The sequence below is a fragment of the Serratia sp. TSA_130.1 genome (genome assembly GCF_052691795.1).
This window is the reverse complement of the sequence record NZ_JBQZFS010000003.1, coordinates 375,930-399,972: the sequence shown is the minus strand read 5'-3', so window position 1 is coordinate 399,972 and position 24,043 is coordinate 375,930. Positions and strand designations below refer to the sequence as shown.

Annotated in this window: 20 protein-coding genes and 1 riboswitch; of the genes, 9 read left to right on the top strand and 11 right to left on the bottom strand. The window is 59.5% G+C overall.

What is annotated here, in order from left to right; all coding sequences use genetic code 11:
* Window positions 1-3 precede the first annotated feature (3 nt).
* From ftsL to mraZ, 3 genes are read right to left on the bottom strand one after another with little or no spacing between them, the layout of a single operon-like run.
* Window positions 4-324, bottom strand: a complete 321-nt coding sequence (gene ftsL / locus ACUTQY_RS14955) for a cell division protein FtsL (protein ID WP_033651674.1) — start codon at window positions 322-324, stop codon at window positions 4-6.
* On the bottom strand, window positions 321-1,262 hold the full coding sequence (gene rsmH / locus ACUTQY_RS14950; protein WP_004932794.1) for a 16S rRNA (cytosine(1402)-N(4))-methyltransferase RsmH: 942 nt from the start codon (window positions 1,260-1,262) through the stop codon (window positions 321-323). The genes ftsL and rsmH overlap by 4 nt, the downstream gene beginning before the upstream one ends.
* A 2-nt stretch (window positions 1,263-1,264) precedes the next feature.
* Window positions 1,265-1,723 carry a division/cell wall cluster transcriptional repressor MraZ gene (gene mraZ / locus ACUTQY_RS14945; RefSeq protein WP_004932796.1) on the bottom strand — a complete coding sequence of 153 codons (459 nt, stop codon included), beginning with the start codon at window positions 1,721-1,723 and terminating at the stop codon, window positions 1,265-1,267.
* 862 nt (window positions 1,724-2,585) lie between these two features.
* On the opposite strand from mraZ, the gene ACUTQY_RS14940 reads away from it, so the two are divergent.
* Entirely contained in the window at window positions 2,586-3,026 is a 441-nt protein-coding gene (locus tag ACUTQY_RS14940) for an L-alanine exporter AlaE (protein ID WP_046688230.1), read from the top strand.
* Window positions 3,027-3,060: 34 nt separating this feature from the next.
* Here ACUTQY_RS14940 and cra read toward each other — a convergent pair whose 3' ends face one another.
* The 5 genes from cra to leuO all read right to left on the bottom strand — a co-directional run bounded on the left by cra (window position 3,061) and on the right by leuO (window position 10,033).
* A complete protein-coding gene (cra, locus tag ACUTQY_RS14935; RefSeq protein WP_033641851.1) occupies window positions 3,061-4,065 on the bottom strand; it encodes a catabolite repressor/activator in 1,005 nt (334 codons plus the stop codon).
* 218 nt (window positions 4,066-4,283) lie between these two features.
* Complete coding sequence (gene ilvN / locus ACUTQY_RS14930) at window positions 4,284-4,775, bottom strand: acetolactate synthase small subunit (protein ID WP_004932806.1); 492 nt, start codon at window positions 4,773-4,775, stop codon at window positions 4,284-4,286.
* Between the two features lie 2 nt (window positions 4,776-4,777).
* Window positions 4,778-6,496 (bottom strand): acetolactate synthase 3 large subunit, encoded by a 1,719-nt coding sequence (gene ilvI / locus ACUTQY_RS14925; RefSeq protein WP_028127857.1) that lies wholly within the window; start codon window positions 6,494-6,496, stop codon window positions 4,778-4,780.
* A 315-nt stretch (window positions 6,497-6,811) separates the two neighbouring features.
* Window positions 6,812-8,620, bottom strand: coding sequence for an AMP-dependent synthetase/ligase (locus ACUTQY_RS14920; protein WP_046688229.1), 1,809 nt, complete (start codon window positions 8,618-8,620; stop codon window positions 6,812-6,814).
* A gap of 465 nt (window positions 8,621-9,085) precedes the next feature.
* A complete protein-coding gene (gene leuO / locus ACUTQY_RS14915; RefSeq protein WP_033641849.1) occupies window positions 9,086-10,033 on the bottom strand; it encodes a transcriptional regulator LeuO in 948 nt (315 codons plus the stop codon).
* A gap of 872 nt (window positions 10,034-10,905) precedes the next feature.
* On the opposite strand from leuO, the gene leuA reads away from it, so the two are divergent.
* Genes leuA through leuD form a run of 4 tightly spaced genes read left to right on the top strand, consistent with a single transcriptional unit; the run spans window position 10,906 to window position 15,588 of the window.
* Entirely contained in the window at window positions 10,906-12,480 is a 1,575-nt protein-coding gene (leuA, locus tag ACUTQY_RS14910) for a 2-isopropylmalate synthase (protein WP_033641848.1), read from the top strand.
* 2 nt (window positions 12,481-12,482) lie between these two features.
* Entirely contained in the window at window positions 12,483-13,574 is a 1,092-nt protein-coding gene (leuB, locus tag ACUTQY_RS14905) for a 3-isopropylmalate dehydrogenase (protein WP_025159635.1), read from the top strand.
* A 1-nt stretch (window position 13,575) separates the two neighbouring features.
* A complete protein-coding gene (gene leuC / locus ACUTQY_RS14900) occupies window positions 13,576-14,976 on the top strand; it encodes a 3-isopropylmalate dehydratase large subunit (protein ID WP_033651676.1) in 1,401 nt (466 codons plus the stop codon).
* Window positions 14,977-14,985: 9 nt separating this feature from the next.
* Complete coding sequence (gene leuD, locus ACUTQY_RS14895) at window positions 14,986-15,588, top strand: 3-isopropylmalate dehydratase small subunit (protein WP_025159634.1); 603 nt, start codon at window positions 14,986-14,988, stop codon at window positions 15,586-15,588.
* 37 nt (window positions 15,589-15,625) lie between these two features.
* Here the strand turns inward: leuD and ACUTQY_RS14890 are convergent, their stop codons facing one another.
* The 3 genes from ACUTQY_RS14890 to sgrT form a co-directional block, all read right to left on the bottom strand.
* Window positions 15,626-17,098 (bottom strand): DASS family sodium-coupled anion symporter, encoded by a 1,473-nt coding sequence (locus tag ACUTQY_RS14890; protein ID WP_047572680.1) that lies wholly within the window; start codon window positions 17,096-17,098, stop codon window positions 15,626-15,628.
* A 144-nt stretch (window positions 17,099-17,242) separates the two neighbouring features.
* Complete coding sequence (locus tag ACUTQY_RS14885; RefSeq protein WP_033641845.1) at window positions 17,243-18,439, bottom strand: sugar efflux transporter; 1,197 nt, start codon at window positions 18,437-18,439, stop codon at window positions 17,243-17,245.
* 156 nt (window positions 18,440-18,595) lie between these two features.
* On the bottom strand, window positions 18,596-18,769 hold the full coding sequence (gene sgrT / locus ACUTQY_RS14880; protein ID WP_071883530.1) for a glucose uptake inhibitor SgrT: 174 nt from the start codon (window positions 18,767-18,769) through the stop codon (window positions 18,596-18,598).
* A gap of 90 nt (window positions 18,770-18,859) precedes the next feature.
* On the opposite strand from sgrT, the gene sgrR reads away from it, so the two are divergent.
* From sgrR to thiQ, 4 genes are all read left to right on the top strand, one after another.
* Window positions 18,860-20,521, top strand: a complete 1,662-nt coding sequence (sgrR, locus tag ACUTQY_RS14875; protein ID WP_033641844.1) for an HTH-type transcriptional regulator SgrR — start codon at window positions 18,860-18,862, stop codon at window positions 20,519-20,521.
* Between the two features lie 37 nt (window positions 20,522-20,558).
* Window positions 20,559-20,677: riboswitch (TPP riboswitch) on the top strand.
* Between the two features lie 57 nt (window positions 20,678-20,734).
* On the top strand, window positions 20,735-21,721 hold the full coding sequence (gene thiB, locus ACUTQY_RS14870; RefSeq protein WP_042783680.1) for a thiamine ABC transporter substrate binding subunit: 987 nt from the start codon (window positions 20,735-20,737) through the stop codon (window positions 21,719-21,721).
* The gene (gene thiP, locus ACUTQY_RS14865) at window positions 21,697-23,304 is read left to right on the top strand and encodes a thiamine/thiamine pyrophosphate ABC transporter permease ThiP (protein ID WP_089196583.1); all 1,608 of its coding nucleotides are present in this window, start codon (window positions 21,697-21,699) and stop codon (window positions 23,302-23,304) included. The genes thiB and thiP overlap by 25 nt, the downstream gene beginning before the upstream one ends.
* Window positions 23,291-23,995, top strand: a complete 705-nt coding sequence (gene thiQ / locus ACUTQY_RS14860) for a thiamine ABC transporter ATP-binding protein ThiQ (RefSeq protein WP_046688226.1) — start codon at window positions 23,291-23,293, stop codon at window positions 23,993-23,995. The genes thiP and thiQ overlap by 14 nt, the downstream gene beginning before the upstream one ends.
* Window positions 23,996-24,043: the final 48 nt, after the last annotated feature.

Genomic DNA, 24,043 nt, shown 5'->3' with positions numbered 1-24,043 from the left:
CATTCATTGTTTAACGATGATATTTTCCTGCGATGGATCAACGTGTTGCATCTGCAGTTTTTCTGTCGCGATACGTTCAACCCGGCTGTGATCGCCGAGGGCGTTCTCTTCTAAAATCAGGTTGCGCCACTCGATATCCAGCGCATCGCGCTCCAGAACCAGCTGCTCGCGTTCGGCGGTCAGCAGGCGGGTGCGGTGCGCGGTGGTCACCACGAAAATCGCGGAGACCAGTGACGCAATCAGTAAAATCATGGGGATCTTGGCGTTGCGCAGCAGATCGCCGCCAATCACCCCGACCAGGCCGTGACGTTCGTTGCCAATCACGCGGGCATCCTCTCAGCAATGCGCAGCACCGAGCTGCGCGCACGCGGGTTGTCCGCCACTTCCGCTTCCGACGGCATCATTTTGCCCAGCGCTTTCAGCGTTCGCCCGCCCATGCCGCGCAGTTGCTCCTCGGTCAACGGAATGCCCGCCGGCACCTGGGCGCCGCGGCTGTGGTGTCGCATAAAGCGTTTGACGATGCGGTCTTCCAGCGAATGGAAGCTGATGATCGACAAACGGCCCTGCGGGGCCAGCACTTCCAGCGCGCCGTCGAGCGCACGCTCGATCTCTTCCAGCTCGCTGTTGATATAAATGCGGATCGCCTGGAAGCTGCGCGTCGCCGGATGCTTGTGCTTTTCACGGAACGGGCTGGCATCGGCGATCAGATCCGCCAGCTCTTTGGTGCGCGTCATCGGCTCCACGCGGTTTCTTTCGACGATGGCGCGCGCGATGCGCTTGGCGAAACGCTCTTCGCCGAAGGTTTTCAGCACCCAGGCGATGTCGTCCGCTTCGGCCTTCATCAGCCACTCTGCGGCAGACAGGCCGGTGGACGGATCCATGCGCATGTCCAGCGGACCGTCGCGCATAAAGGAGAACCCGCGCTCCGCGTCGTCAAGCTGCGGCGAGGAAACGCCCAGATCGAGCAGAACGCCGTCGATCTTGCCCACCAGCTCGCGCTCCCGCACATAGTGCGACAACTCGGAAAATGGGCCGTGTACGATGGTAAAACGAGGATCTTCAATAGATTTGGCGGCTGCAATCGCCTGAGGGTCACGGTCAATTGCCAGCAAGCGCCCTTCCGGCCCCAGTTGGGACAGAATCAGACGAGAATGGCCACCGCGACCAAAAGTACCGTCGATATATATGCCGTTGCTGCGGATATTGAGGCCGTTGACGGCTTCGTCCAGCAGGACGGTGGTGTGTTTATAGTTTTCCAACATGCTTATAGCGACAAGTCCTGTAGCCGCTCAGACAACGGTTCCTGAGTCGACTGTTCAGCGTCAATATCATCCTTGACTTGTTGATACCAGGTCTGTTCATCCCACAGTTCAAACTTGTTGAACTGACCGACCAGCATCACTTCTTTCGTGAGCCCGGCGTGTTGCCGCAGCGTACTGGCTAACAGCAAACGACCGGCACTATCCATCTGACACTCACTGGCATGTCCCAACAGCAGGCGCTGAACGCGGCGCTCGGCGGGATTCATGCTCGACAGACGTGATAATTTTTGTTCAATAATTTCCCATTCGGGCAAAGGATAAAGCAGCAGGCAGGGCTGATGAAGGTCAATGGTACAGACCATTTGGCCTTGCGATTCCTCGTTGAGCAATTCCCGATATCGGGTAGGTACGGCGAGCCGCCCTTTGCTGTCGAGGTTGACCATCGTCGCTCCACGGAACATTCCTGAGCTACCCCTTAGTGACCGTTTTCACCACTTTACCCCACAAATTCCCACACAATGGAGTTTACGGAGGGTATGAAAACCTTGTCAAGCCAGAGCGCCAGCGCTTTGGCAATATTTCTCTGGTCATTTTGGGAGCTGACTCGCGAAAGAAACTCTGATTATTCGACGATTAAAAATTAACACCATGATAAACGGAGAGAATTTTCTAGGCGGAAAGAATCTGATTAAAAACCTGACGAACTGGCGATTAATTAACTCATTACTTCCTTCTGCAAGCCATGTCTCATTTTTCAGCTCGGCAATCTCAGGGCTGTAACCGCTGCCGCCCCGCGCGCGCCAAGGCTCGGCGCCTGACGAGTCGACCGCAGAATAAGGCTATAACTCCTTGAGTTAATAACGCTCAATCGTTATTCACCGTGAAACTGCGCGCTATTTTACTTCAATTTGCACCGCCATGATGAGAGCACGGCGAAAATAAATGGCTCGGATATTACGAGCAGAAGTAATTTCGATTTAAATCAATTTGGTAAGATTATTCCCAAAACACCTGTTTACAATTATGGTTTCATTTTCTTACACCTTTATTTCCACAATTTTTGCCGGAAAAATCCCCCCGCGGACACAAAAAATCGCAACAGCATGTTTTTAATAGGTTTATTTAAAAACACCGATTTTAATCTCTCCATCCCTTCCTGCGCCCCGGCCCTGCGGGACAAAAACCGAACAAATGTTAAAAATAAAAATATAAACCTAGTTAAAAAACACAAACCAGATCAGTAAACTATATAAAAAGCAAAAAACCAGAATTAACAACCACAAATTATAAAATTAACAGCACATTAACACAAGGGAGAGATACATGCTTTCGCCCGCCGCACACTGGCGCAGCGCCGCTGCCGATACGTTTGCACTGGTGGTGTACTGCTTTATCGCCGGTATGGCGATTGAAGTGTTGATCTCCGGCATGAGCTTCCAGCAATCCCTCTCTTCACGCCTGTTGTCGATCCCGGTCAACATTCTGATCGCCTGGCCTTATGGCCGCTATCGCGATCTGTTTATCCGCACGGCGCGCCGCTGCCCGCACGGCCAGTTCCTACTGCGCAATCTCGCCGATCTGCTGGCCTATGTCAGCTTCCAGTCGCCGGTTTATGCTGCAATTTTATGGAGCGTGGGCGCCGACAGCCAACAAATGCTGGCGGCGGTAACCAGCAATGCGCTGGTCTCCATGGCGATGGGCGTGGTGTATGGTTACTTCCTGGAGTACTGCCGGCGGCTGTTTCGGGTAGCGGATTACGTCTAAAGGAGCCCGCCAACGCGGGCCCCTGTCAGCCAAACTACTTGCGGCTCAGACTGCCGCGGCGGAACAGATTGCGGCGAATGCGCGTCAGCCCCGGCTTGGGTTTACGCGGCTCGTCCAGGCTGGCCAGCACCAGTTCCAGCACGCGTTCGGCCACGTCGCGATGGCGCTGCGCTACCGCCAATACCGGGCACTCAAGGAAATCCAACAGTTCATGATCGCCGAAGGTGGCGATCGCCAGATCGGTCGGCAAGCGGCCGCGTTGCTTCAGCGTCACGTCCATCACGCCCTGCAATAAAGAGAACGACGTGGTAAACAGCGCCTGCGGCATCGGGTGCGCTTTCAACCATTCGGCAAACAACGCGCCGGCGGCTTCGCGTTCGTAGCTGTTGGCGTACAGGTAATCGACGTGGCGGGGATCCTCTTGCCAGGCCTGGCGGAAGCCCTGCTCACGCAGGAAGCTGACCGAAAGCTCCGGCAAGGCGCCTAGGTACAGCACCGACTCCGCCGGGAAGGTGCGCAGCTCCTGCGCCAACGCAAAAGCGTCTTCCTGATCGGCGCCCACAACGCTGATGAAATGCTCGCGATCCAGCGCGCGGTCCAGCGCGATGATCGGCAGCGGATCGTTGGCCCAGCGTTGATAGAAAGGATGCTCCGGCGGCAAGGCGGTGGAGACGATGATGGCGTCCACCTGACGCTGCAGCAGGTGCTCAATGCAGCGCATTTCGTTGTCCGGCTGATCTTCGGAACAGGCGATCAGCAATTGGTAACCCCGCTGGCGCGCCTGGCGCTCCAGGTAGTTGGCGATGCGGGTATAGCTGGTATTTTCCAGATCCGGGATCACCAGGCCGATAGAACGGGTGCGCCCGGCGCGCAGCCCCGCCGCGACGGCATTCGGGTGATAGTTATGCTCCCTGACCACGGCCATCACTTTCTCGACGGTTTTATCGCTGACACGATACTGCTTCGCCTTGCCGTTGATGACATAACTGGCCGTCGTGCGCGAAACGCCCGCGAGACGCGCGATTTCATCCAGTTTCACATTAACCCCTTAATGACGCTGAAAATAGAAGTGAAGGCTGTGCTCGGATTAACCATGGCATCCCGTGCGGTTATTCAATCCAGCCTCTGCGATCTAACAGCAGAAAACACTACCTAGCAACCGCTTTTGCCGAAAGGTGCCGGCAATCGGGCAAAAAAGGCCGAAAAACAAAGGGCGCAGCCACGCCGCGCCCCCGATTATTCGCCGCCAGACCGCGCTCAGCGCATGATTTTGTCGCCGCGCGACACGCCGACCACGCCGGAACGCGCCACTTCCACAATCTCCGCCACTTCACGCACCGCGCTCAGGAAGGCGTCCAGCTTGTCGCTGGTGCCGGCCAGCTGCACCGTATACAGCGTCGCCGTCACATCGACGATCTGGCCACGGAAAATATCGGCGCAGCGTTTCACCTCTTCACGGCCGTAGCCGCTGGCCTGCAGCTTCACCAGCATGATCTCGCGTTCAACGTGAGCGCCCTGCACCAGCTCGCTGACGCGCAACACGTCCACCAGCTTGTGCAACTGCTTCTCAATCTGCTCCAGCACTTTCTCGTCGCCGACGGTCTGGATAGTCATGCGCGACAGCGTCGGATCGTCGGTCGGCGCCACCGTCAGGCTCTCGATGTTGTAACCGCGCTGGGAGAACAACCCCACCACGCGCGACAGGGCGCCGGATTCGTTTTCCAGCAAGACAGATAAAATACGGCGCATGATCAGGTCCTCTCCGTTTTGCTAAGCCACATTTCGTCCATGCTTCCGCCGCGGATCTGCATCGGGTAGACATGTTCGGTTTCATCGACGGTCACGTCGACGAACACCAGCCGCTCTTTTTCCGCCAGCGCCTGCGCCAGCTTGCTTTCCAGCTCATCCGGCGTGCGGATGGCGATACCGACATGGCCGTAAGCCTCGGCCAGCTTGACGAAGTCCGGCAGTGAATCCATGTAAGACTGCGAATGACGGCCGGAATAAATCATGTCCTGCCATTGCTTGACCATGCCCAGATAGCGGTTGTTGAGGTTCACCACCACCACCGGCAGGTTATATTGCAGCGCGGTGGACAGCTCCTGAATATTCATCTGAATGCTGCCGTCGCCGGTCACGCACACCACGGTTTCCTCCGGCAGTGCCAGCTTGACGCCCAATGCCGCCGGCAGGCCGAAGCCCATGGTGCCGAGGCCGCCGGAGTTGATCCAACGGCGCGGTTTGTCGAACGGATAATAGAGCGCGGCGAACATTTGGTGCTGGCCGACGTCCGAGGTCACATAGGCGTCGCCTTTGGTCAGGCGATGCAGGGTTTCAATCACCGCCTGCGGCTTGATGGTGCCGCTGTTTTTGTCGTAGCCCAGGCAGTCGCGGGCGCGCCACTGCTCGATAGACTGCCACCAATCGCGCAGCGCATCGTGATCCTGCGCTTTCTCGTCCTGCGCCAGCAGCTCCAGCATCTGCACCAGCACCTGCTTGGCATCGCCGACGATCGGGATATCGGCGTCCACCGTTTTGGAGATCGAGGTCGGATCGATATCGATGTGCAGCACGGTGGCATCCGGACAGTATTTGGCCAGATTGTTGGTCGTACGATCGTCGAAACGCACGCCGACGGCGAAGATCACGTCGGCATGGTGCATGGTTTTATTGGCTTCATAGGTGCCGTGCATGCCGAGCATGCCAACGCTCTGGCGGTGGGTACCGGGGAAGGCCCCCAACCCCATCAGGCTGCTGGTCACCGGCAGGTTCAACTGCTCCGCCAACGCCAACAGTTCGGCTTCGCAGCCAGCGTTGATCGCGCCGCCGCCGACGTACATCACCGGCTTTTTGGCCGCCAGAATGGTTTGCAGCGCGCGTTTGATTTGCCCGCGGTGGCCCTGCACCGTCGGGTTGTAAGAACGCATGCTCACGTCCTGCGGATAGGCATAAGGCATCCGCACCGCCGGGCCGACGATGTCTTTCGGCAGATCGATCACCACCGGGCCGGGGCGGCCGCTGGAGGCCAGGTAAAAGGCCTTCTTCAACACCGCCGGGATGTCTTCGGTGCGTTTCACCAGGAAGCTGTGTTTCACCACCGGCCGAGAAATCCCCACCATATCGCACTCCTGGAAGGCGTCGTAGCCGATCAGCGAGCTGGGCACCTGCCCCGACAGGACGACCATCGGGATCGAGTCCATATAAGCGGTAGCGATACCGGTAATGGCGTTGGTGGCGCCGGGGCCGGAGGTCACCAGCACCACGCCCACTTCGCCGGTGGCGCGCGCGTAACCGTCGGCCATGTGCACCGCACCTTGCTCGTGGCGCACCAGAATATGATCGATCCCTCCGACCGTATGCAGGGCGTCGTAGATATCGAGCACCGCCCCGCCGGGGTAGCCGAATACATGTTTAACGCCCTGATCGATCAACGATCGGACGACCATCTCGGCTCCTGACAACATCTCCATGGGTTTGCCTCCAGGCTTGCTTATTCTTCTCTGGCGCCGGAACGTAGCGCCTGCTGCGGGGCAATGCCCCTAAATTTTTATGGGTTGTCGCTATCGAATTAACATAACGTCAGAATATGGGGCAGGCAAACGGCAAAATGGCTTAACGACGGCGGGTTATTGCCAAGCGGCTGGAGATCGCGACTTTATAAAAACAATGCGCTAGCCCCAGGGGCGTCAGGCTAGGCATTGTTTCGAACAGAGGGAAAATTACAGAACTAAATCAGGTGAAGAATATGCCGTTTTTTTCGCCGAACGCGCGGTCCGGCGGCGGCCTCAGCCCTGTTCCTGATACATGGAGTCGATTTCACGCTGATAGCGCTGCAGGATCACTTTGCGGCGCAGCTTCAGCGTTGGCGTCAGCTCCCCCAGCTCCATGGAAAAGGCCGCCGGCAGCAGCGTGAACTTCTTCACCTGCTCGAAGCGCGCCAGCTCCTTTTGCATCTCGCGCAGACGCTTTTCGAACATCTCGAGGATTTCACCGTTGCGCAGCAGCTCCAGGCGATCCTGATACTTCAGGTTGACTGACTTCGCGTACTCTTCCAGCGACTCAAAGCACGGCACGATCAGCGCGGAAACGAACTTGCGCGCATCGGCGATGATCGCCACCTGCTCGATAAAGCGGTCCTGCGCCAGCGTGCCTTCCAGCATCTGCGGCGCGATGTATTTGCCGCCGGAGGTTTTCATCAAATCCTTAAGGCGCTCGGTGATGAACAGATTGCCCTCTTCATCGATCGCCCCGGCATCGCCGGTTTTCAGCCAGCCGTCTGCGGTAAAGGTCGCGGCGGTTTCCAACGGTTTGTTGAAATAGCCGCGCATCACGATCGGCCCGCGCACCTGGATTTCATTTTCTTCACCGATGCGCACCTCGACCTCCGGCAGCGGTTTGCCGATAGAGCCGAAGCGGAAATGCCCTTCTTCCCAGCAGGACACGGTCGCACAGGTTTCGGTCATGCCATAGCCGTACTTGATATTGACGCCCATCGCCTGGAAAAACAGGATCACATTGTCATCCAGCTTGGCGCCCGCCGCCGGCAGGAAGCGCACCCGGCCGCCGAGGATGCCGCGCAGCTTGCTCAATACCAGCTTGTCGGCCCAGCGATGAGAGAGTTCGAACAGTTTACCCAACGGTTTGCCGGCCCGCTCCTGAAGGAACTTGCGCTCCCCGCAGACGATCGCCCAGTGGAACAGCGCGCGGCGCAGCCAAGGCGCGCGCGCCACTTTTTCATGCACCGCGCTGAAAATCTTCTCGTAGAAACGCGGTACCGCACACATCAGCGTCGGGCGAACCTGCCCCATCGCTTCCCGCACCCAGTCGGTGTTCGGCAGGAAGACGTTCTGCGCGCCGGAATGCATGACAAAGAAGCTCCAGGCACGCTCGAACACATGCGACAGCGGCAGGAAACTGAGCGACACATCCTCTTCGCCGACCGTCAGTCTCTCATCATGCAGGTAGAGCTGCGCCGCCAGGTTGCGGTAATCCAGCATCACCCCTTTGGGCTCGCCGGTGGTGCCCGAGGTATAGATCAGGGTGAAGAGGTCCTGCAGGTCGCACTCTTCAATGCGCTGCCGACGTTGAGCGATAAAAGCCGTCGGATCGGCGGCATGCTCGAAGGCGCTCAGGTGTCGCGCTATCTCGCAGCCGCGCAGGTCGGCATCTTGGTCAAACACGATAATATGGCGCAGCTGTGGGCAAACGCCGCGCAGCGCGATGGCCGCGTCCAACTGTGCCTGTTCGCCGACGAACAGTATGCGAATGTCGGCGTCGTTGATGACGAAGGCCGCCTGCGCCGGCGTATTGGTGGAATAGAGCGGCACGCTGACGCCGCGCAGGTGGAGAATCGCGAGATCGGCCAGCGACCAGGCCATGCCGTTATTGGCGAAAATGCCGATGCGCTCTTGCACTTCGGCCCCCAGGGCCAACAGCCCGGCGGCAATGCGATCGATGCGAACGGCGGCCTCTTCCCAGGTCAGTTGAAACTCGCCGTTGGGCGACCATTGGCGAAAAGCTGTGCGATCGGCTCGGTGGATGATTTGATGCTGTATACGATGGATCAAATGGTATTGCAGCAGATTAGTGATCATAGTGCTCTAAGCCTGAAATGAATCATACAGTTAAGCCTGAACGACGCCTTACGGCCCTCATCTCAGCTTACACGTGTTTACTTTTTTCCGCGCAGTCTACCTACTCTCAGGCAGGGGGAAAAGCGATTTCAGCGTAGAAGTGTGAGCCAAAACTCAGGCCGGCTTTCGCGCTTTCATGGGTTGGACAGAACGGGAAGGAAAAGGTTTGCTGGCGGCAATAAAACGCGGCCCATCCGGGCCGCCGCATCGAGTTAGTTAAAAATACCAGTCGTAAAGTAAAAATCAGAATATTAATTTATATTAATTATTTTTGGTAAACGAACCAACTCACCCTGAAAACAAGTTATTTAATCGCCGCAAAACCAAGAAACATCTTAATAAAAACCCAGATAGTTCTTAGTTTTTATCATGAGAAAAAAACGCTCAGTTGAATATTATCTTTATATATCCCCATTTTTTATCGCTTTACTTTGGGTTACCCGCCTCAATCAGGACGGACTTCATCCACTGGTGCCCTTTATCCCGTTCGGAGGATTCATGCCAGGAAAGATAGCAGGTCGCTTTATTGTGATTGGCGCACAAAGGAACCGCCTTTATTTTCAACGCCTCCGTCTGTTGCCGCACCAACCAGGCGGGCGCAATCGCCACCATTTCCGTTTGCGACACCATATTCAACACGCTGTAGAGGTCCGTGCACTGTTGTGTCACGGCGCGCAGCATCGGCTCCTCTAAATAGAAAGGTTTACTGAACGATCCAAAACTTTCCAGGGAAACCGCCGCATGCTGTTCGGCCAACATGTGTTCCGGCGTCACCTCCTCCCCTATTCGCGGGTGCGCCTGCGCAACCGCCAGCACTAATTCGTCGTCGAACATCGCCAGGCTGCGAAACTCCGCCGACTCGAAACGGCTGTAGCCGATGACAAATTCGACGTCCTGATAACGCAATTGATGTTCAATATTATTGTTAATGTATGACTTTATTTGCAGGTTAAGCTGCGGCGCTATCTGTTTGACGTGATTGATTATCCCGGCGCCCAGACGCAAATCGAGCGGGCTGCACAGGGACAGGGAGAACGCTCGCGTGCTGGTCAGCGGCTCAAACTCAGATCCCGGCAACTCATTTTGCACCAGCTGCAGCGCTTGCCGCACCGGCCCGAACAGCTGCCTGGCCCGCATGGTGGGCTGGATCCCGCGCCCGCAGCGCACGAACAGCTCGTCGTTGAACATCACCTTCAGACGCGCTACCGCGTTGCTCACCGCCGGCTGCGACATCCCTAACGAATTAGCAGCTCGCGTAATATTTTGCATTTGCATCACGGCGTCAAACACCGTCAGCAAATTAAGATCGACGCTGCGCAAATGGATGTCCGCCGGCTCTTTGACCATGGCGATTTCTGAATCATATTCAGCCATATTTCACTCCACTAAATCCTGTGTAGATAATCTAATCCTTATGCTCGACAAACAATGAAACGCCGCATTGTCTTATCTTTGCACGACAAATCCTGCCATTACCGTCATCAGCCGATAAAAAACCTCGTGTTATCGACACGATTTAAGTCGTATATGGAATGCATATCAGTCACTTCTACCGTCAGCAGGAAGAATGCCACCTGGGTGGTACTAATAATTAGGTATTAACAATGATTAATACAATTAAACAACGTAACCCCACTGTATGAGACAAACTATAAAAACACATCATAAGCAATCAAACCATCTAAAAACATCAATCGCTTTGTGTAAAATCGCATTATTTTGTTATATTATGACTAAAACAATCAATTAATCATATGAATTCAATTTAAATCATTCGCATTAAAAATGTTATTTTGTTTCCTCCCGTGATTAATCCTCCTTATTTTTTCATCACAAATCTTAACCCAACAAAATCCAGAAGCAATTAGCGCAGTATATATTCGATTCGTTTATGCTAAGCAGCGCGCAAACTGCTCCCATTTTTTCTCTATAGCGCTGCATTTTTACCGAATGATCCTCTGTTTGGACGCATAGCCGGTGCATTGTCCCCGCATTCAATCAGGTGTTGACATCGCCAGGCCAATCACGTATCAAATTAGGCAGACACCCAATTTAAGAGAAGCTGAACCATTATGATCCGTACTCACCGTCTACTAGGCCTACTACTCAACGCATCTTGTTTGCGCGGTATGCCTGTGGACGAAGTTCGGAGCTGACTCAGCCGATCATCCATAAGAAACCCGCGCTACTGCGCGGGTTTTTTTTTGCCCGCTTAGCGTGAAATCAACACGATAAGGAATGCACCGATGAGCCAACAAGTCATTATTTTCGATACCACGCTGCGTGATGGCGAACAGGCATTGCAGGCCAGCCTGAGCGTAAAAGAGAAGATTCAGATTGCGCTGGCGCTGGAAAGAATGGGCGTTGACGTGATGGAAGTCGGCTTCCCGGTCTCTTCGCCGGGCGATTTCGAATCGGTGCAAACCATCGCTCGCCAGATCAAGAACAGTCGTGTCTGCGGCCTGGCCCGCTGCGTGGACAAAGACATCGACGTGGCCGCCGAAGCGTTGCGCGTCGCTGAAGCGTTCCGTATCCACGTGTTCCTGGCCACCTCCACCCTGCACATCGAATCGAAGCTGAAGCGCTCGTTCGACGAAGTGTTGGAGATGGCAGTACGCTCGGTCAAACGCGCCCGCAACTATACCGACGACGTGGAATTCTCCTGCGAAGACGCCGGCCGCACGCCGATCGACAATCTGTGCCGCGTGGTCGAAGCCGCCATCAACGCCGGCGCCACCACCATCAATATTCCGGACACCGTCGGCTACACCACGCCAAACCAGTTCGGCGGCATCATCACCACCTTGTATGACCGCGTGCCGAACATCGACAAAGCCATCATCTCCGTACACTGCCACGACGATTTGGGCATGGCAGTCGGCAACTCCATTGCCGCGGTCCAGGCCGGCGCCCGTCAGGTGGAAGGCACCCTGAACGGCATCGGTGAGCGCGCCGGCAACTGTTCGCTGGAAGAGGTGATCATGGCGATTAAGGTGCGCCAGGACATCATGAACGTGCACACCAACATCAATCATCAGGAAATCTTCCGCACCAGCCAGATCGTCAGCCAGCTGTGCAACATGCCGATCCCGGCCAACAAGGCGATCGTCGGCGCCAACGCCTTCGCCCACTCCTCCGGCATTCACCAGGACGGCGTGCTGAAGAACCGCGAAAACTACGAAATCATGACCCCGCAGTCGATCGGCCTGAAAGACGTGCAGTTGAACCTGACTTCCCGCTCCGGCCGCGCGGCGGTGAAACACCGCATGGAAGAGATGGGCTACCAGGAGCAGGACTACAACCTGGATACCCTGTACGCCGCCTTCCTGAAGCTGGCCGACAAAAAAGGCCAGGTGTTCGACTATGACCTGGAGGCGCTGGCCTTCATCAACAAACAACAGGAAGAACCGGAACACTTCAGCCTGGGTTACTTCAGCGTGCAGTCCGGCAGCAGCATCATGGCCACCGCCTCGGTGAAACTGATCTGCGGCGGCGAAGAGAAAGCCGAAGCCGCCACCGGCAACGGCCCGGTCGATGCGGTCTATCAGGCGATCAATCGCATCACCGATTACCCGATCGAACTGGTGAAGTACCAGTTGACCGCCAAAGGCCATGGGCGCGATGCGCTGGGCCAGGTGGATATCGTCGTCTCTTATAACGGCCGCCGTTTCCATGGCGTGGGTCTGGCGACCGACATCGTCGAATCCTCCGCCAAGGCGATGGTGCACGTGTTGAACAATATTTGGCGCTCACAGCAGGTAGAAAAAGAAAAACAGCGTCTGCAGCAAAACAAACATCAAAATAATCAGGAAACGGTGTGAACATGACGAAGACTTATCACATTGCCGTCTTGCCCGGAGATGGCATCGGCCCGGAAGTAATGGCTCAGGCGCGCAAAGTGTTGGACGCGGTGCGTCAACGCTTTGACATTCGCATCACCACCGCCGAGTACGACGTCGGCGGCATCGCCATCGATCGCCACGGCAGCCCGTTGCCGGCGGCGACCGTCGCCGGCTGCGAGCAGGCCGACGCCATCCTGTTCGGTTCGGTGGGCGGCCCGAAATGGGAACACCTGCCGCCGGCCGAGCAGCCGGAACGCGGCGCGCTGTTGCCACTGCGCAAGCACTTCAAACTGTTCAGCAACCTGCGCCCGGCCCGCCTGTATCAAGGGTTGGAGGCGTTCTGCCCGCTGCGCGCCGATATCGCCGCCCGCGGCTTCGACATTCTGTGCGTGCGCGAACTGACCGGCGGCATCTATTTCGGCCAGCCGAAGGGCCGCGAAGGCCAGGGCATGCAGGAGCGCGCCTTCGACACCGAGGTGTATCACCGTTTCGAGATTGAACGCATCGCGCGCATCGCCTTCGAATCCGCCCGCAAGCGCCGCCACAAGGTGACGTCGATCGACAAGGCCAACGTGCTGCAAAGCTCCATCTTGTGGCGTGAAGTGGTCAATCAGGTCGCCAAGGATTACCCGGACGTGTCGCTGTCGCACATGTATATCGACAATGCCACCATGCAGCTGATCAAGGATCCGTCCCAGTTCGACGTGCTGCTGTGTTCCAACCTGTTCGGCGACATCCTGTCCGACGAGTGCGCGATGATTACCGGCTCGATGGGCATGCTGCCGTCCGCCAGCCTGAACGAGCAAGGCTTCGGCCTGTACGAACCGGCGGGCGGTTCCGCGCCGGATATCGCCGGCAAAGGCATCGCCAACCCGATTGCGCAGATCCTGTCCGCCACCCTGCTGCTGCGTTACAGCCTGGGCGCCGATGAAGCGGCCGACGCCGTGGAGCGCGCCATCAACCAGGCGTTGGAACAGGGCTACCGCACCGCCGATCTGGCCGGTGACGGCAAAGCCGTCAGCACCGATGAAATGGGCGACATCATCGCTCGCTTTGTAGCTCAGGGGGCATAACATGGCCAAGACCTTATACCAGAAATTGTACGACGCCCACGTGGTGCACGAAGCGCCGAACGAGACGCCGTTGCTGTATATCGACCGTCACCTGGTGCACGAAGTCACGTCGCCGCAGGCGTTCGACGGCCTGCGCGCCATGGGCCGCAAGGTGCGCCAGCCCGGCAAAACCTTCGCCACCATGGATCACAACGTGTCGACCCAGACCAAAGACATCAACGCCAGCGGCGAGATGGCGCGCATCCAGATGCAGGAGCTGATCAAGAACTGCGCGGAATTCGGCGTTTCGCTGTATGACCTGAACCACCCGTTCCAGGGCATCGTGCACGTGATCGGGCCGGAGCAAGGCATGACGCTGCCGGGCATGACCATCGTCTGCGGCGATTCACACACCGCGACCCACGGCGCCTTCGGCTCGCTGGCGTTCGGCATCGGCACCTCCGAAGTGGAGCACGTGCTGGCGACCCAGACCCTGAAGCAGGGCCGGGCCAAAACCATGAAGATTGAGGTCACCGGCGATGCCGCCGAGGGCATTACCGCCAAAGACATCGTGCTGGCGGTGATCGGCAAAACCGGCAGCGCCGGCGGCACCGGCCACGTGGTGGAGTTCTGCGGCAAGGCGATCGAGGCATTGAGCATGGAAGGCCGCATGACCCTGTGCAACATGGCGATCGAAATGGGCGCCAAAGCCGGGTTGGTCGCGCCGGACGACACTACCTTCGCCTACCTGAAGGGGCGTCAGTTCGCGCCGACCGGTGAAAACTGGGAGCAGGCGGTCGCTTACTGGCGCACGCTGAAGTCCGACGCTGACGCCCAGTTCGATACCGTGGTGACGCTGCGCGCCGAAGAGATCGCGCCGCAGGTCACCTGGGGCACCAACCCTGGCCAGGTGATCGCCGTCAATCAGGCGATCCCGGCGCCGGAATCGTTTAACGATCCGGTTGAGCGCGCCTCCGCCGAGAAAGCGCTGGCCTACATGGATTTGAAGCCGGGCATCAAATTGACCGAAGTGCCGATCGACAAAGTGTTCATCGGTTCCTGCACCAACTCGCGCATCGAAGATCTGCGCGCGGCGGCGGCGATCGCCAAGGGGCGCAAGGTCGCCAACGGCGTGCAGGCCATCGTGGTGCCGGGCTCCGGCCCGGTGAAGGCCCAGGCGGAAGCCGAAGGGTTGGACAAAATCTTTATTGAAGCCGGTTTCGAATGGCGCTTGCCGGGTTGCTCGATGTGCCTGGCGATGAACAACGACCGTCTGAATCCGGGCGAGCGCTGCGCGTCCACCAGCAACCGTAACTTCGAAGGGCGCCAGGGCCGCGGTGGGCGCACCCACCTGGTCAGCCCGGCAATGGCCGCCGCGGCCGCCGTCGCCGGTCACTTCGCTGACATCCGTGATATTCACTAAGGGGCTAACGTGGCTAAATTTACTCAACATACCGGCTTAGTGGTGCCTTTGGATGCGGCCAACGTCGACACCGACGCCATTATTCCCAAGCAGTTTTTACAGAAGGTGACCCGTACCGGTTTCGGCCAGCACCTGTTCAACGACTGGCGCTTCCTCGACGATGCCGGCCAGCAACCCAACCCGGAGTTCGTGCTGAACAAACCGCGCTATAAAGGCGCCAGCATCCTGTTGGCGCGGGAGAACTTCGGCTGCGGCTCCTCGCGCGAACACGCCCCTTGGGCGCTGACCGACTACGGTTTCAAAGTGGTGATCGCGCCGAGCTTCGCCGATATCTTCTACGGCAACTCGTTTAACAACCAGCTGTTGCCGGTCACGCTGAGCGAGCAGCAGGTGGATGAGCTGTTCAAACTGGTTGACGCCAACGAGGGTACGGAGTTCGTGGTGGATCTGGAGAACCAGACGGTCAACGCCGGTGGCAAAAGCTATCCGTTCGAAATAGACAGCTTCCGCCGCCACTGCATGATCAACGGGCTGGACAGCATCGGCCTGACGCTGCAGCATGAAGCGGACATCTCCCGCTACGAAGCGCAGCAACCGGCGTTTCTGAATTAATCCCCTTCACCCGCCGCCCGGCGGGTGAATTTTTTCCTCACCAGTAGCCCAGCAGCTTCCACCATGCGCCGCCGATCACTATCCAGATCAGTAGGTTAACCACGCTCATCACCCATCCCGCTTTCCACCACTCCCCCAACGTCACATAGCCGGAGCCAAAGATGATCGGCGCGGTGCCGGTCCCGTAATGCGTCAGCGACATCATCAGCGAAGAAGAGAACGCCAGGATCAGGCCCAGCAGCGCCGGCGGCGCGCCGAGCGCGATGCCGGCAGCGAAGAAGGCGGCGAACATCGCCGTTACGTGCGCGGTGGTGCTGGCGAAGAAATAGTGAGAATACAGATAAATGATGGTCAGCAAGATCGTGCCGCCCACCCAACTCATGCCCATATGGTCGATGCCGTTGCCGACGGTCTGCGACAGCCAGCCGATCAGCCCCAGCTTGCCGAGGAAACTGGCCATCATCACCAGCGCCGAGAACCACACGACGGTATCCCAGGCCCCTTTATGCTTCAGCACATCCTCCCAGCTCAGCACCCCGGTAGCCAGCAGCACCGCCAGGCCGATCAGCGCCGCGGTGGTAGGATTGACCGCCAGCGCCGGGCCGAAAATCATCGCCGGAATGCCGGCCCACAGCACCAACAGCAGCGCGAACACCGCGAGAGTAATTTTCTCCGGCAGCGTCACCGGCCCCAGCGCCTGCAGCTTTTCGCAGGCAAAACGCGGCGCGTCCGGGGTGCTTTTCACCTCCGGCGGGTACAGCAGATAAATGACCAGCGGCATCACGATCAGCGAACACAGCCCCGGCACCAGGGCGGCAATCGCCCACATCGACCAGGACAGTTCGAAGCTGCCGTGGGTGCCTTTGGCGATCAGGCTGACAATCAGCGGGTTAGGCGCCGTGGCGGTGATAAACATCGCCGAGGTGACCGGGTTAATGTTGTAGTTCACCAGCGACAGATAGCGGCCGATCTTGCCGGAGGTATTGAGCTCGGGTTTGGAACCAAAGCTGTCGGCGATCGATTTCATGATCGGGTGAATGATGCCGCCGCCGCGCGCGGTGTTGCTCGGCGTCACCGGCGCCAGGGTGGTTTCCGCCAACGTCAATGCATAGGCGATGCCGAGCGTTTTTTTACCGAACAGCGAGATAAAGTAGTAGCCGATGCGCGCGCCCAGCCCGGTTTTGTTCAGGCTGAGGGAGATCATGATAGAAAAGCCGATCAGCCAGATCAGCTGGTTGGAAAAACCGCTGAGCGCGTCGTCCAGCGCGGCGCCCGGCTTGCCGGGGTTGGTGACGCCGGTCACCGCCACCAGGGCGATGGCAATCACCGAGACCGCGCCGATCGGCATCGCCTTGCCGATGATGGCGATGATGGTGCCGATAAACAGCGCCAGCAGCTGCCAGGCGTTGGGCGCAACGCCCTCCGGCACGGGAATGAGGAACCAGATGATCAGCGTGGCGGCAAGGGCGCACAGGGAAGGAAGCGGTTTGAGCGGTGTGAGTTTATCCATAACGTTCCCACTGTTCTAAACAACAAGGCGGCATCTCAATAGCGAGACGGGCGTGGACGCAACGATCGCGCTCCATATGCCTTCAGCTTGGGCGTCCGCTTCAGCCTTCTCAATGACTTGCATCAAGAATGCCGTCGTTTGACCTCACACTTCACGCACTTTGGCGCTCATCCAGAGCGCCGCCAGCGCCAGCAGCGCCGCCATCCAATACACCGAACCATGACCGAGGTTCTCCACCAGCGCGCCCTGCAGCACCCCGGCCAGGATCACCCCGGTCGAGATGCTGTTGGTGAACAGCGTGGTGGCGGCGCCCGGTCGGCCCGGCATCAAATCTTGAAAATAGAGCATGCCGATACCGGCGACGATGCCGATAAACACCGCGTTGAGCAGCTGCAACGCGATCAGGGTCGGCTTGGTCGCCAGCACCGTCAGCCCGAGGTAAAACAGCACGCCCGCCGCCACCGCCAGCAGCATCATGTTGCGCTTGCCGAAACGTTTGACGTAGTAACCGGCCAGCAGCATCGCCGGGATCTCCAGCCCGGCGGCGGTGCCCATCAGCACCCCGGCCAGCCCCTCAGGCAGGCCGAGATCGGCGGTAATATACAGCGGCATGTCGATGATATACATGGTGTTGCAGGTCCACATCAGCATCGAGGCGATAAACAGCAGACGCACGTCGCGATTGCGCCAGGCGCTGGCGGGCGCAATCGGCGCGGAAGCACCGTCCCGCAGCCCGTCGCCGTCCGCCGCGCGCGGCACCGAAGGCAGCATGAACCCGACCAGCAGCACGCAGATAGCGAAGGTGGCGGCGGCGATCAGGAACATCACGGTAAAGCCGTAATTCAGCGCCAGCGCAAACGACAGCGGCGGGCCGATCACCCACGCCAGCGAAAGCTGGGCGCGCATCACCGAACTGAACATCACCACTTCACGCGCCTCGCTGTCGGCGTATTCCCGCGCCAGCGCGAAGATCTGCGGCATGGCGGTGTTGGCAACGGCGGACATCAACACCCCGGCGGTGATCAGCGTCAGGTAGTCGCGGTTGAAAGCGAACAGCAGGCAGTTGCCGACCGCCATCAGGCAGCACAGCAGGATCAGCCTGCGCCGATCGCCGCGGGTGTCGGAACGTTTAGCCAGCAGGAAGCTGACGACGATGCCGGCCACCGCGTTGGCGGTGTAAAACAACCCGACCCACAGCGGCCGCACCTTAACTTCGGTGGTCAGAAACAGGCTGAGCGTCGGCGTCAGCAGCGCGCCGGCGATGCCGGAGAGAAAAGCGATCAGCAGGAAGGCGGCAAAGATGGGGTTGATGCGCAGTGATAACCGTCTCAGGCGTTCCATATCCTCTTCCCTGATCCCAAAGCAGAAGCAAAAACCTTAGGCCACGGCGAGGAAAATGCAAGTCCATCGCCCTAACCGCAAATAAAAAAACCAGTGGGGCGACCCACTGGCTGGTGAAACAGCACCATTACTCAGAAACTTTTATGCCGCAGCGCCTTACAGGTGCTCGCGATACTGCTTGTCGCTCATCTCTTTGATATCCCATTGCGTCAGGTGCGCCAATATTGCCAGCCGCGCCTGCTCGGGCACCACGCTCAGCCAGTCGGCGTGCTGCCGACGCACCGCGCTGAAATAGCGCTGATAGAACGATTTGGATAAGAAAGCTTTCATGATTACGCCCTCCCCTTTCATTGATGAAAATTATCGGCGTAATATAGGGAAAGAAAAATTGACGAGTTGAGACAGGAGTGTTCCTCTTTTATGTCCACGTCCAGATTGCAGCAGCAGTTCATCCGTCTGTGGCAGCGCTGCCACGGTGAAACCACCGACACCACGCTGCAGGCGCTGGCGGAGGCGCTGAGCTGCTCGCGGCGCCACGTACGCTCCCTGTTGAGCGCCATGCAGCGGGAGGGCTGGCTCACCTGGCAGGCGGAGTCGGGACGCGGCAAGCGTTCGCGGCTAACCTTTCATTACACCGGCCTGGCGCTGCAGCAACAGCGGGCCGAGGAGCTGCTGGAGCAGGATCGCATCGATCAGTTGGTGCAGCTGGTGGGCGACAAAAACGTGGTGCGCCAAATGCTGCTGTCGCAGCTGGGGCGCAGCTTCCGTCAGGGGAAACATATCCTGCGGGTGCTCTACTATCGGCAGTTGTACAACCTGCTGCCCGGCTCGGCGCTGCGGCGTTCCGAGACCCATTTGGCGCGTCAGATCTTCAACGGCCTGACGCGCATAAATGAGGAAAACGGGGAACTCGAATCCGATCTGTCCCACCATTGGCAGGCGCTGACGCCGCTGCACTGGCGGTTTTACCTGCGCCCGGCGATCCATTTTCATCATGGCCGCGAGCTGGAGATGGCGGACGTCATCAGCTCGCTTTCGCGTCTGACCTCGCAACCGCTGTTCTCGCATATCGAAAGCGTCACCTCGCCGACGCCGTTCGTTGTCGACGTGCATCTGCGCAGCCCCGACCACTGGTTACCCTGGCTGCTGGGCAGCGTGCACGCCATGATCCTGCCGCGCGAATGGCGCGATCTGCCGGACTTCACCCGCCATCCGATCGGCACCGGCCCCTACCGCGTGGTGCGCAACCTTCCCAGCCAGATGAAGATCCACGCCTTCGATGACTATTTCGGCTACCGGGCGCTGATCGATGAGGTCAACATCTGGGTGCTGCCGGAATTCTCCGAAGAACTGGTGCACTCCGGCGTACAGCTGCAGGGCGATGAAACCGGCAACAGCGAGCTGGAAAGCCGGCTGGAAGAAGGCTGCTACTTCCTGCTGTTCGATCAGCGCTCTCCCTTGGCGGCCGATCCCGCCATGCGCAGCTGGCTGTGCGAATTGATCAACCCCATTTCGCTGCTGAGCCACGCCGGGCCGCTCTACCAGCGCTATTGGTCGCCGGCGTACGGCCTGCTGCCGCGCTGGCACCACAACCGCGCGCTGGCGCAGCAGCCCAAACCGGCGGGGCTGACCGAACTGACGCTGACTCACTTCAATGAGCATTCGGAGTTCCACGCCATCCGCCAGGCGATCGAGCCGCTGCTGGCGCAGCACGGCATCCGCCTGATCGTGCAAAGCGTGGATTACGCGACCTGGCACCAGGGCGACGCGCGCAGCGATCTGTGGCTCGGCAGCGCCAACTTCTATCTGCCGCTGGAGTTTTCGCTGTTCGCCACGCTGTACGAGCTGCCGCTGATGCAGCATTGCATGAGCGAGGACCTGGCGCAGGATGCGGCGCTATGGCGCGCCAACCGTCTGCCGCTGGCGGAGTTCTGCCAGCGCCTGGTCAGCAATCACCAACTGCATCCGCTGTTCCACCACTGGCTGCAGCTGCACGGCCAGCGCAGCATGCGCGGCGTGCGAATGAACACCCTCGGCTGGTTCGACTTCAAGTCAGCCTGGTTTGCCCCGCCGGAGGCATAAGCGCCTTTCGCCCGGGTCGGTTAATCTTTACAATAGCGCCGTCTCAACGGGGTGCGGAGAGTCGGGCCGCGTGATAAGCCCGATTTTCCGCTGAGAGCACACCCGTCGAACCTGATCCGGTCAATACCGGCGGAGGGATTTGAGCCCAGCGAACCGGCGACGCCGCCTCGCCCCCTCAGATGCCCTTGCCCCCTTATTTTTCAGGAGTGCAACGTGGTCAAAAAATATCTGCCCTGCTTATTGCTGCTGTGCGCCGCGCCGGTGTTCGCCAAGCCGACGCTGACGGTTTACACCTACGATTCCTTCGCCGCCGACTGGGGCCCAGGCCCGGCGGTGAAAAAAGCCTTCGAAGCCGAGTGCGACTGTGAGCTGAAGTTCGTGGCGCTGGAAGACGGCGTCTCACTGCTGAACCGCCTGCGCATGGAAGGCAAGAACAGCGCCGCCGACGTGGTGCTGGGGCTGGACAACAACCTGCTGCAGGCGGCGCAGCAAACCGGCCTGTTCGCGCCGAGCGGCGTGGACACCGCCAAACTGACGGTGCCGGGCGGCTGGCAGGACGCGACCTTCGTGCCTTACGACTACGGGTACTTCGCCTTCGTCTACGACAAGGAAAAACTGAAGAACCCGCCGAAAAGCCTGCAGGAGCTGGTCAGCAGCGATCGTGACTGGAAGGTGATCTACGAAGATCCGCGCACCAGCACGCCGGGCCTCGGCCTGCTGCTGTGGATGCAAAAAGTGTATGGCGACAAGGCGCCGGCCGCCTGGCAGCAGTTGGCGAAAAAGACCGTGACCGTCACCAAAGGCTGGAGCGAAGCCTACGGCCTGTTCCTGAAAGGCGAAGGCGATCTGGTGCTCAGCTACACCACCTCCCCCGCCTATCATCTGATCGCCGAGAAAAAAGACCGCTACGCCGCCGCCACGTTCAGCGAAGGCCACTACCTGCAGGTGGAAGTGGCCGGCAAACTGAAGGCCGCCAAACAGCCTGAGCTGGCGGAGCGTTTCATGCAGTTCATGGTGACGCCGGCATTCCAGAACACCATCCCGACCGGCAACTGGATGTACCCGGTGATCAACACCCCGCTGCCCGTCGGCTTTGAACAGATGAACGTGCCGCATACCGCGCTGCAATACAGCGCCGAAGAGGTGGCCACACAACGCGGCGGCTGGATCCGGGCATGGCAAACCGCCGTCAGCCGCTGATCCCCCGCTGGCTCTGGCCGGGGCTGCTGGCCGCCGGCATGATCCTGCTGGTCGCCGCGCTGGCGATGGGCTCGCTGTGGCGTCACTCGCCGGACAGCGGCTGGCGCGGCCTGTGGCAGGACAGCTACCTGTGGCACGTGGTGCGCTTCACTTTCCTGCAGGCGCTGCTGTCGGCGCTGATTTCGGTGCTGCCCGCCATTCTGCTGGCGCGCGCGCTCTACCGGCGTCGTTTCCCCGGCCGGCAGTTGCTGCTGCGACTGTGCGCCATGACGCTGGTGCTGCCGGTGCTGGTGGCGGTGTTCGGCCTGCTCAGCGTCTATGGGCGCCAGGGCTGGCTGGCGACGCTGTGCGGCTGGCTGGGCGTCGAGTATGATTTCTCGCCCTACGGGCTGCAGGGCATTCTGCTGGCGCACCTGTTCTTTAACCTGCCGCTGGCTACCCGCCTGTTGCTGCAGGCGCTGGAGAATATTCCGGTGGAACAGCGCCAGCTGGCCGCCCAGCTGGGCATGAACGGCTGGCAGCAGTTCCGCTTCGTCGAATGGCCGGCGCTGCGCCGCCAAATCCTGCCGAGCGGCGCGCTGATCTTCATGCTGTGCTTCGCCAGCTTCGCCACCGTGCTGTCACTGGGCGGCGGGCCGCAGGCCACCACCATCGAGCTGGCGATCTACCAGGCGTTGAGTTACGACTACGATCTGGGCCGCGCCGCCCTGCTGGCGCTGATCCAACTGGGCTGTTGTCTGGGGCTGGTGCTGATCAGCCAACGCCTGAGCCAGGCATTGCCGGTAGGGCATACCCACGCCCAGCGCTGGCGCAACCCGGAAGACAGCCTGTGGCGGCGCATCAGCGATTTTCTGCTGATCGCCGCCGCGCTGTTGCTGCTGCTGCCGCCTCTGCTGGCGGTGATCGCCGACGGCGCCAATCAGGCTATCATCAGCGTGCTGCGCCAGCCGGTGCTGTGGCAGGCGCTGTTCACGTCGCTGCGCATCGCCCTTGGCGCCGGAGCGCTGTGCGTGGCGCTCACGATGATGCTGCTGTGGAGCAGCCGCGAGCTGAAACTGCGGCAGCAGCTGCGCGGCGGCCAAGCGCTGGAGCTGAGCGGCATGGTGATCCTGGCGATGCCGGGCATCGTGCTGGCCACCGGGTTCTTCCTGCTGCTGAACGATACGATCGGGTTGCCGCAGTCGCCCTATGCGCTGGTGATCCTCACCAATGCGCTGATGGCGGTGCCCTATGCGCTGAAGGTGTTGGAGAACCCGATGCGCGACCTCGCCGAACGTTACAACCCGCTGTGCCTGTCGCTGGATATCCGCGGCTGGCGACGGCTGCGGCTGATTGAACTGCGCGCCCTGCGCCGCCCGCTGGCGCAGGCGCTGGCCTTCGCCTGCGTGCTGTCGATCGGCGATTTCGGCGTGGTCGCCTTGTTTGGCAACGAGCATTTCCGTACCCTGCCTTTTTACCTGTATCAGCAGATTGGCGCCTACCGCAGCCAGGACGGGGCGGTGACCGCGCTGCTGTTGCTGCTGCTGTGCTTCCTGCTGTTTACCCTGATTGAACGCTTACCGGGCCGCCATGCTGACGCTTGAAAAACTGACCTATCTGTATGAACACCTGCCGATGCGCTTTGATCTGCGCATCCAGCCGGGCGAGCGCGTCGCGGTGCTCGGCCCCAGCGGCGCCGGTAAAAGCACCCTGCTGAGCCTGATCGCCGGTTTTCTACCGGCGGCCAGCGGCCGGCTGCTGCTGAACGGCGAAGACCACACCGCCACGCCGCCGGCCAAACGGCCGGTGTCGATGCTGTTTCAGGAAAACAACCTGTTCGCGCACCTGACGGTGGCGCAGAACATCGGGTTGGGGTTGGATCCCGGTCTGCGCTTGACTGCGCAGCAACGTCAACAGCGAGAACACATCGCCCGTCAGGTCGGCCTGGAAGAACACCTGGATCGCCTGCCGGCGCAGCTTTCCGGCGGTCAGCGTCAGCGCGCCGCGCTGGCGCGCTGTTTGATTCGCCGGCGGCCGATCCTGCTGCTCGACGAACCCTTCTCGGCGCTCGATCCGGCGCTGCGCAACGAGATGCTGCAGCTGCTGCAGACGGTGTGCGAACAGCGCGACCTGACGCTGCTGATGGTGTCGCACAACCTCGACGACGCCGCGCGCATCGCGCCGCGCACGCTGCTGGTGGTCGACGGGCGCATCTACTACGACGGCCCGACGCAGGCCCTGCTGGACGGCAGCGCGCCCGAAGCGCGCGTGCTGGGCATTTCGGGTAAAGCGTGATCTGACGCGCGTTTTTTATGCTGCGCCAATAAACCTGTTGTGCGAATT

What these genes read in the sequence shown, in the direction of transcription:
- mraZ (WP_004932796.1), bottom strand. Translation starts at nt 1,723, where the DNA reads ATGTTCCGTGGAGCGACGATGGTCAACCTCGACAGCAAAGGGCGGCTC.
- sgrT (WP_071883530.1), bottom strand. Translation starts at nt 18,769, where the DNA reads ATGAAAGCTTTCTTATCCAAATCGTTCTATCAGCGCTATTTCAGCGCG.
- thiQ (WP_046688226.1), top strand. Translation starts at nt 23,291, where the DNA reads ATGCTGACGCTTGAAAAACTGACCTATCTGTATGAACACCTGCCGATG.
- ilvN (WP_004932806.1), bottom strand. Translation starts at nt 4,775, where the DNA reads ATGCGCCGTATTTTATCTGTCTTGCTGGAAAACGAATCCGGCGCCCTG.
- sgrR (WP_033641844.1), top strand. Translation starts at nt 18,860, where the DNA reads ATGTCCACGTCCAGATTGCAGCAGCAGTTCATCCGTCTGTGGCAGCGC.
- ACUTQY_RS14940 (WP_046688230.1), top strand. Translation starts at nt 2,586, where the DNA reads ATGCTTTCGCCCGCCGCACACTGGCGCAGCGCCGCTGCCGATACGTTT.
- thiP (WP_089196583.1), top strand. Translation starts at nt 21,697, where the DNA reads ATGGCAAACCGCCGTCAGCCGCTGATCCCCCGCTGGCTCTGGCCGGGG.
- ilvI (WP_028127857.1), bottom strand. Translation starts at nt 6,496, where the DNA reads ATGGAGATGTTGTCAGGAGCCGAGATGGTCGTCCGATCGTTGATCGAT.
- ACUTQY_RS14885 (WP_033641845.1), bottom strand. Translation starts at nt 18,439, where the DNA reads ATGGAACGCCTGAGACGGTTATCACTGCGCATCAACCCCATCTTTGCC.
- leuB (WP_025159635.1), top strand. Translation starts at nt 12,483, where the DNA reads ATGACGAAGACTTATCACATTGCCGTCTTGCCCGGAGATGGCATCGGC.
- rsmH (WP_004932794.1), bottom strand. Translation starts at nt 1,262, where the DNA reads ATGTTGGAAAACTATAAACACACCACCGTCCTGCTGGACGAAGCCGTC.
- leuA (WP_033641848.1), top strand. Translation starts at nt 10,906, where the DNA reads ATGAGCCAACAAGTCATTATTTTCGATACCACGCTGCGTGATGGCGAA.
- ACUTQY_RS14920 (WP_046688229.1), bottom strand. Translation starts at nt 8,620, where the DNA reads ATGATCACTAATCTGCTGCAATACCATTTGATCCATCGTATACAGCAT.
- leuC (WP_033651676.1), top strand. Translation starts at nt 13,576, where the DNA reads ATGGCCAAGACCTTATACCAGAAATTGTACGACGCCCACGTGGTGCAC.
- leuO (WP_033641849.1), bottom strand. Translation starts at nt 10,033, where the DNA reads ATGGCTGAATATGATTCAGAAATCGCCATGGTCAAAGAGCCGGCGGAC.
- ACUTQY_RS14890 (WP_047572680.1), bottom strand. Translation starts at nt 17,098, where the DNA reads ATGGATAAACTCACACCGCTCAAACCGCTTCCTTCCCTGTGCGCCCTT.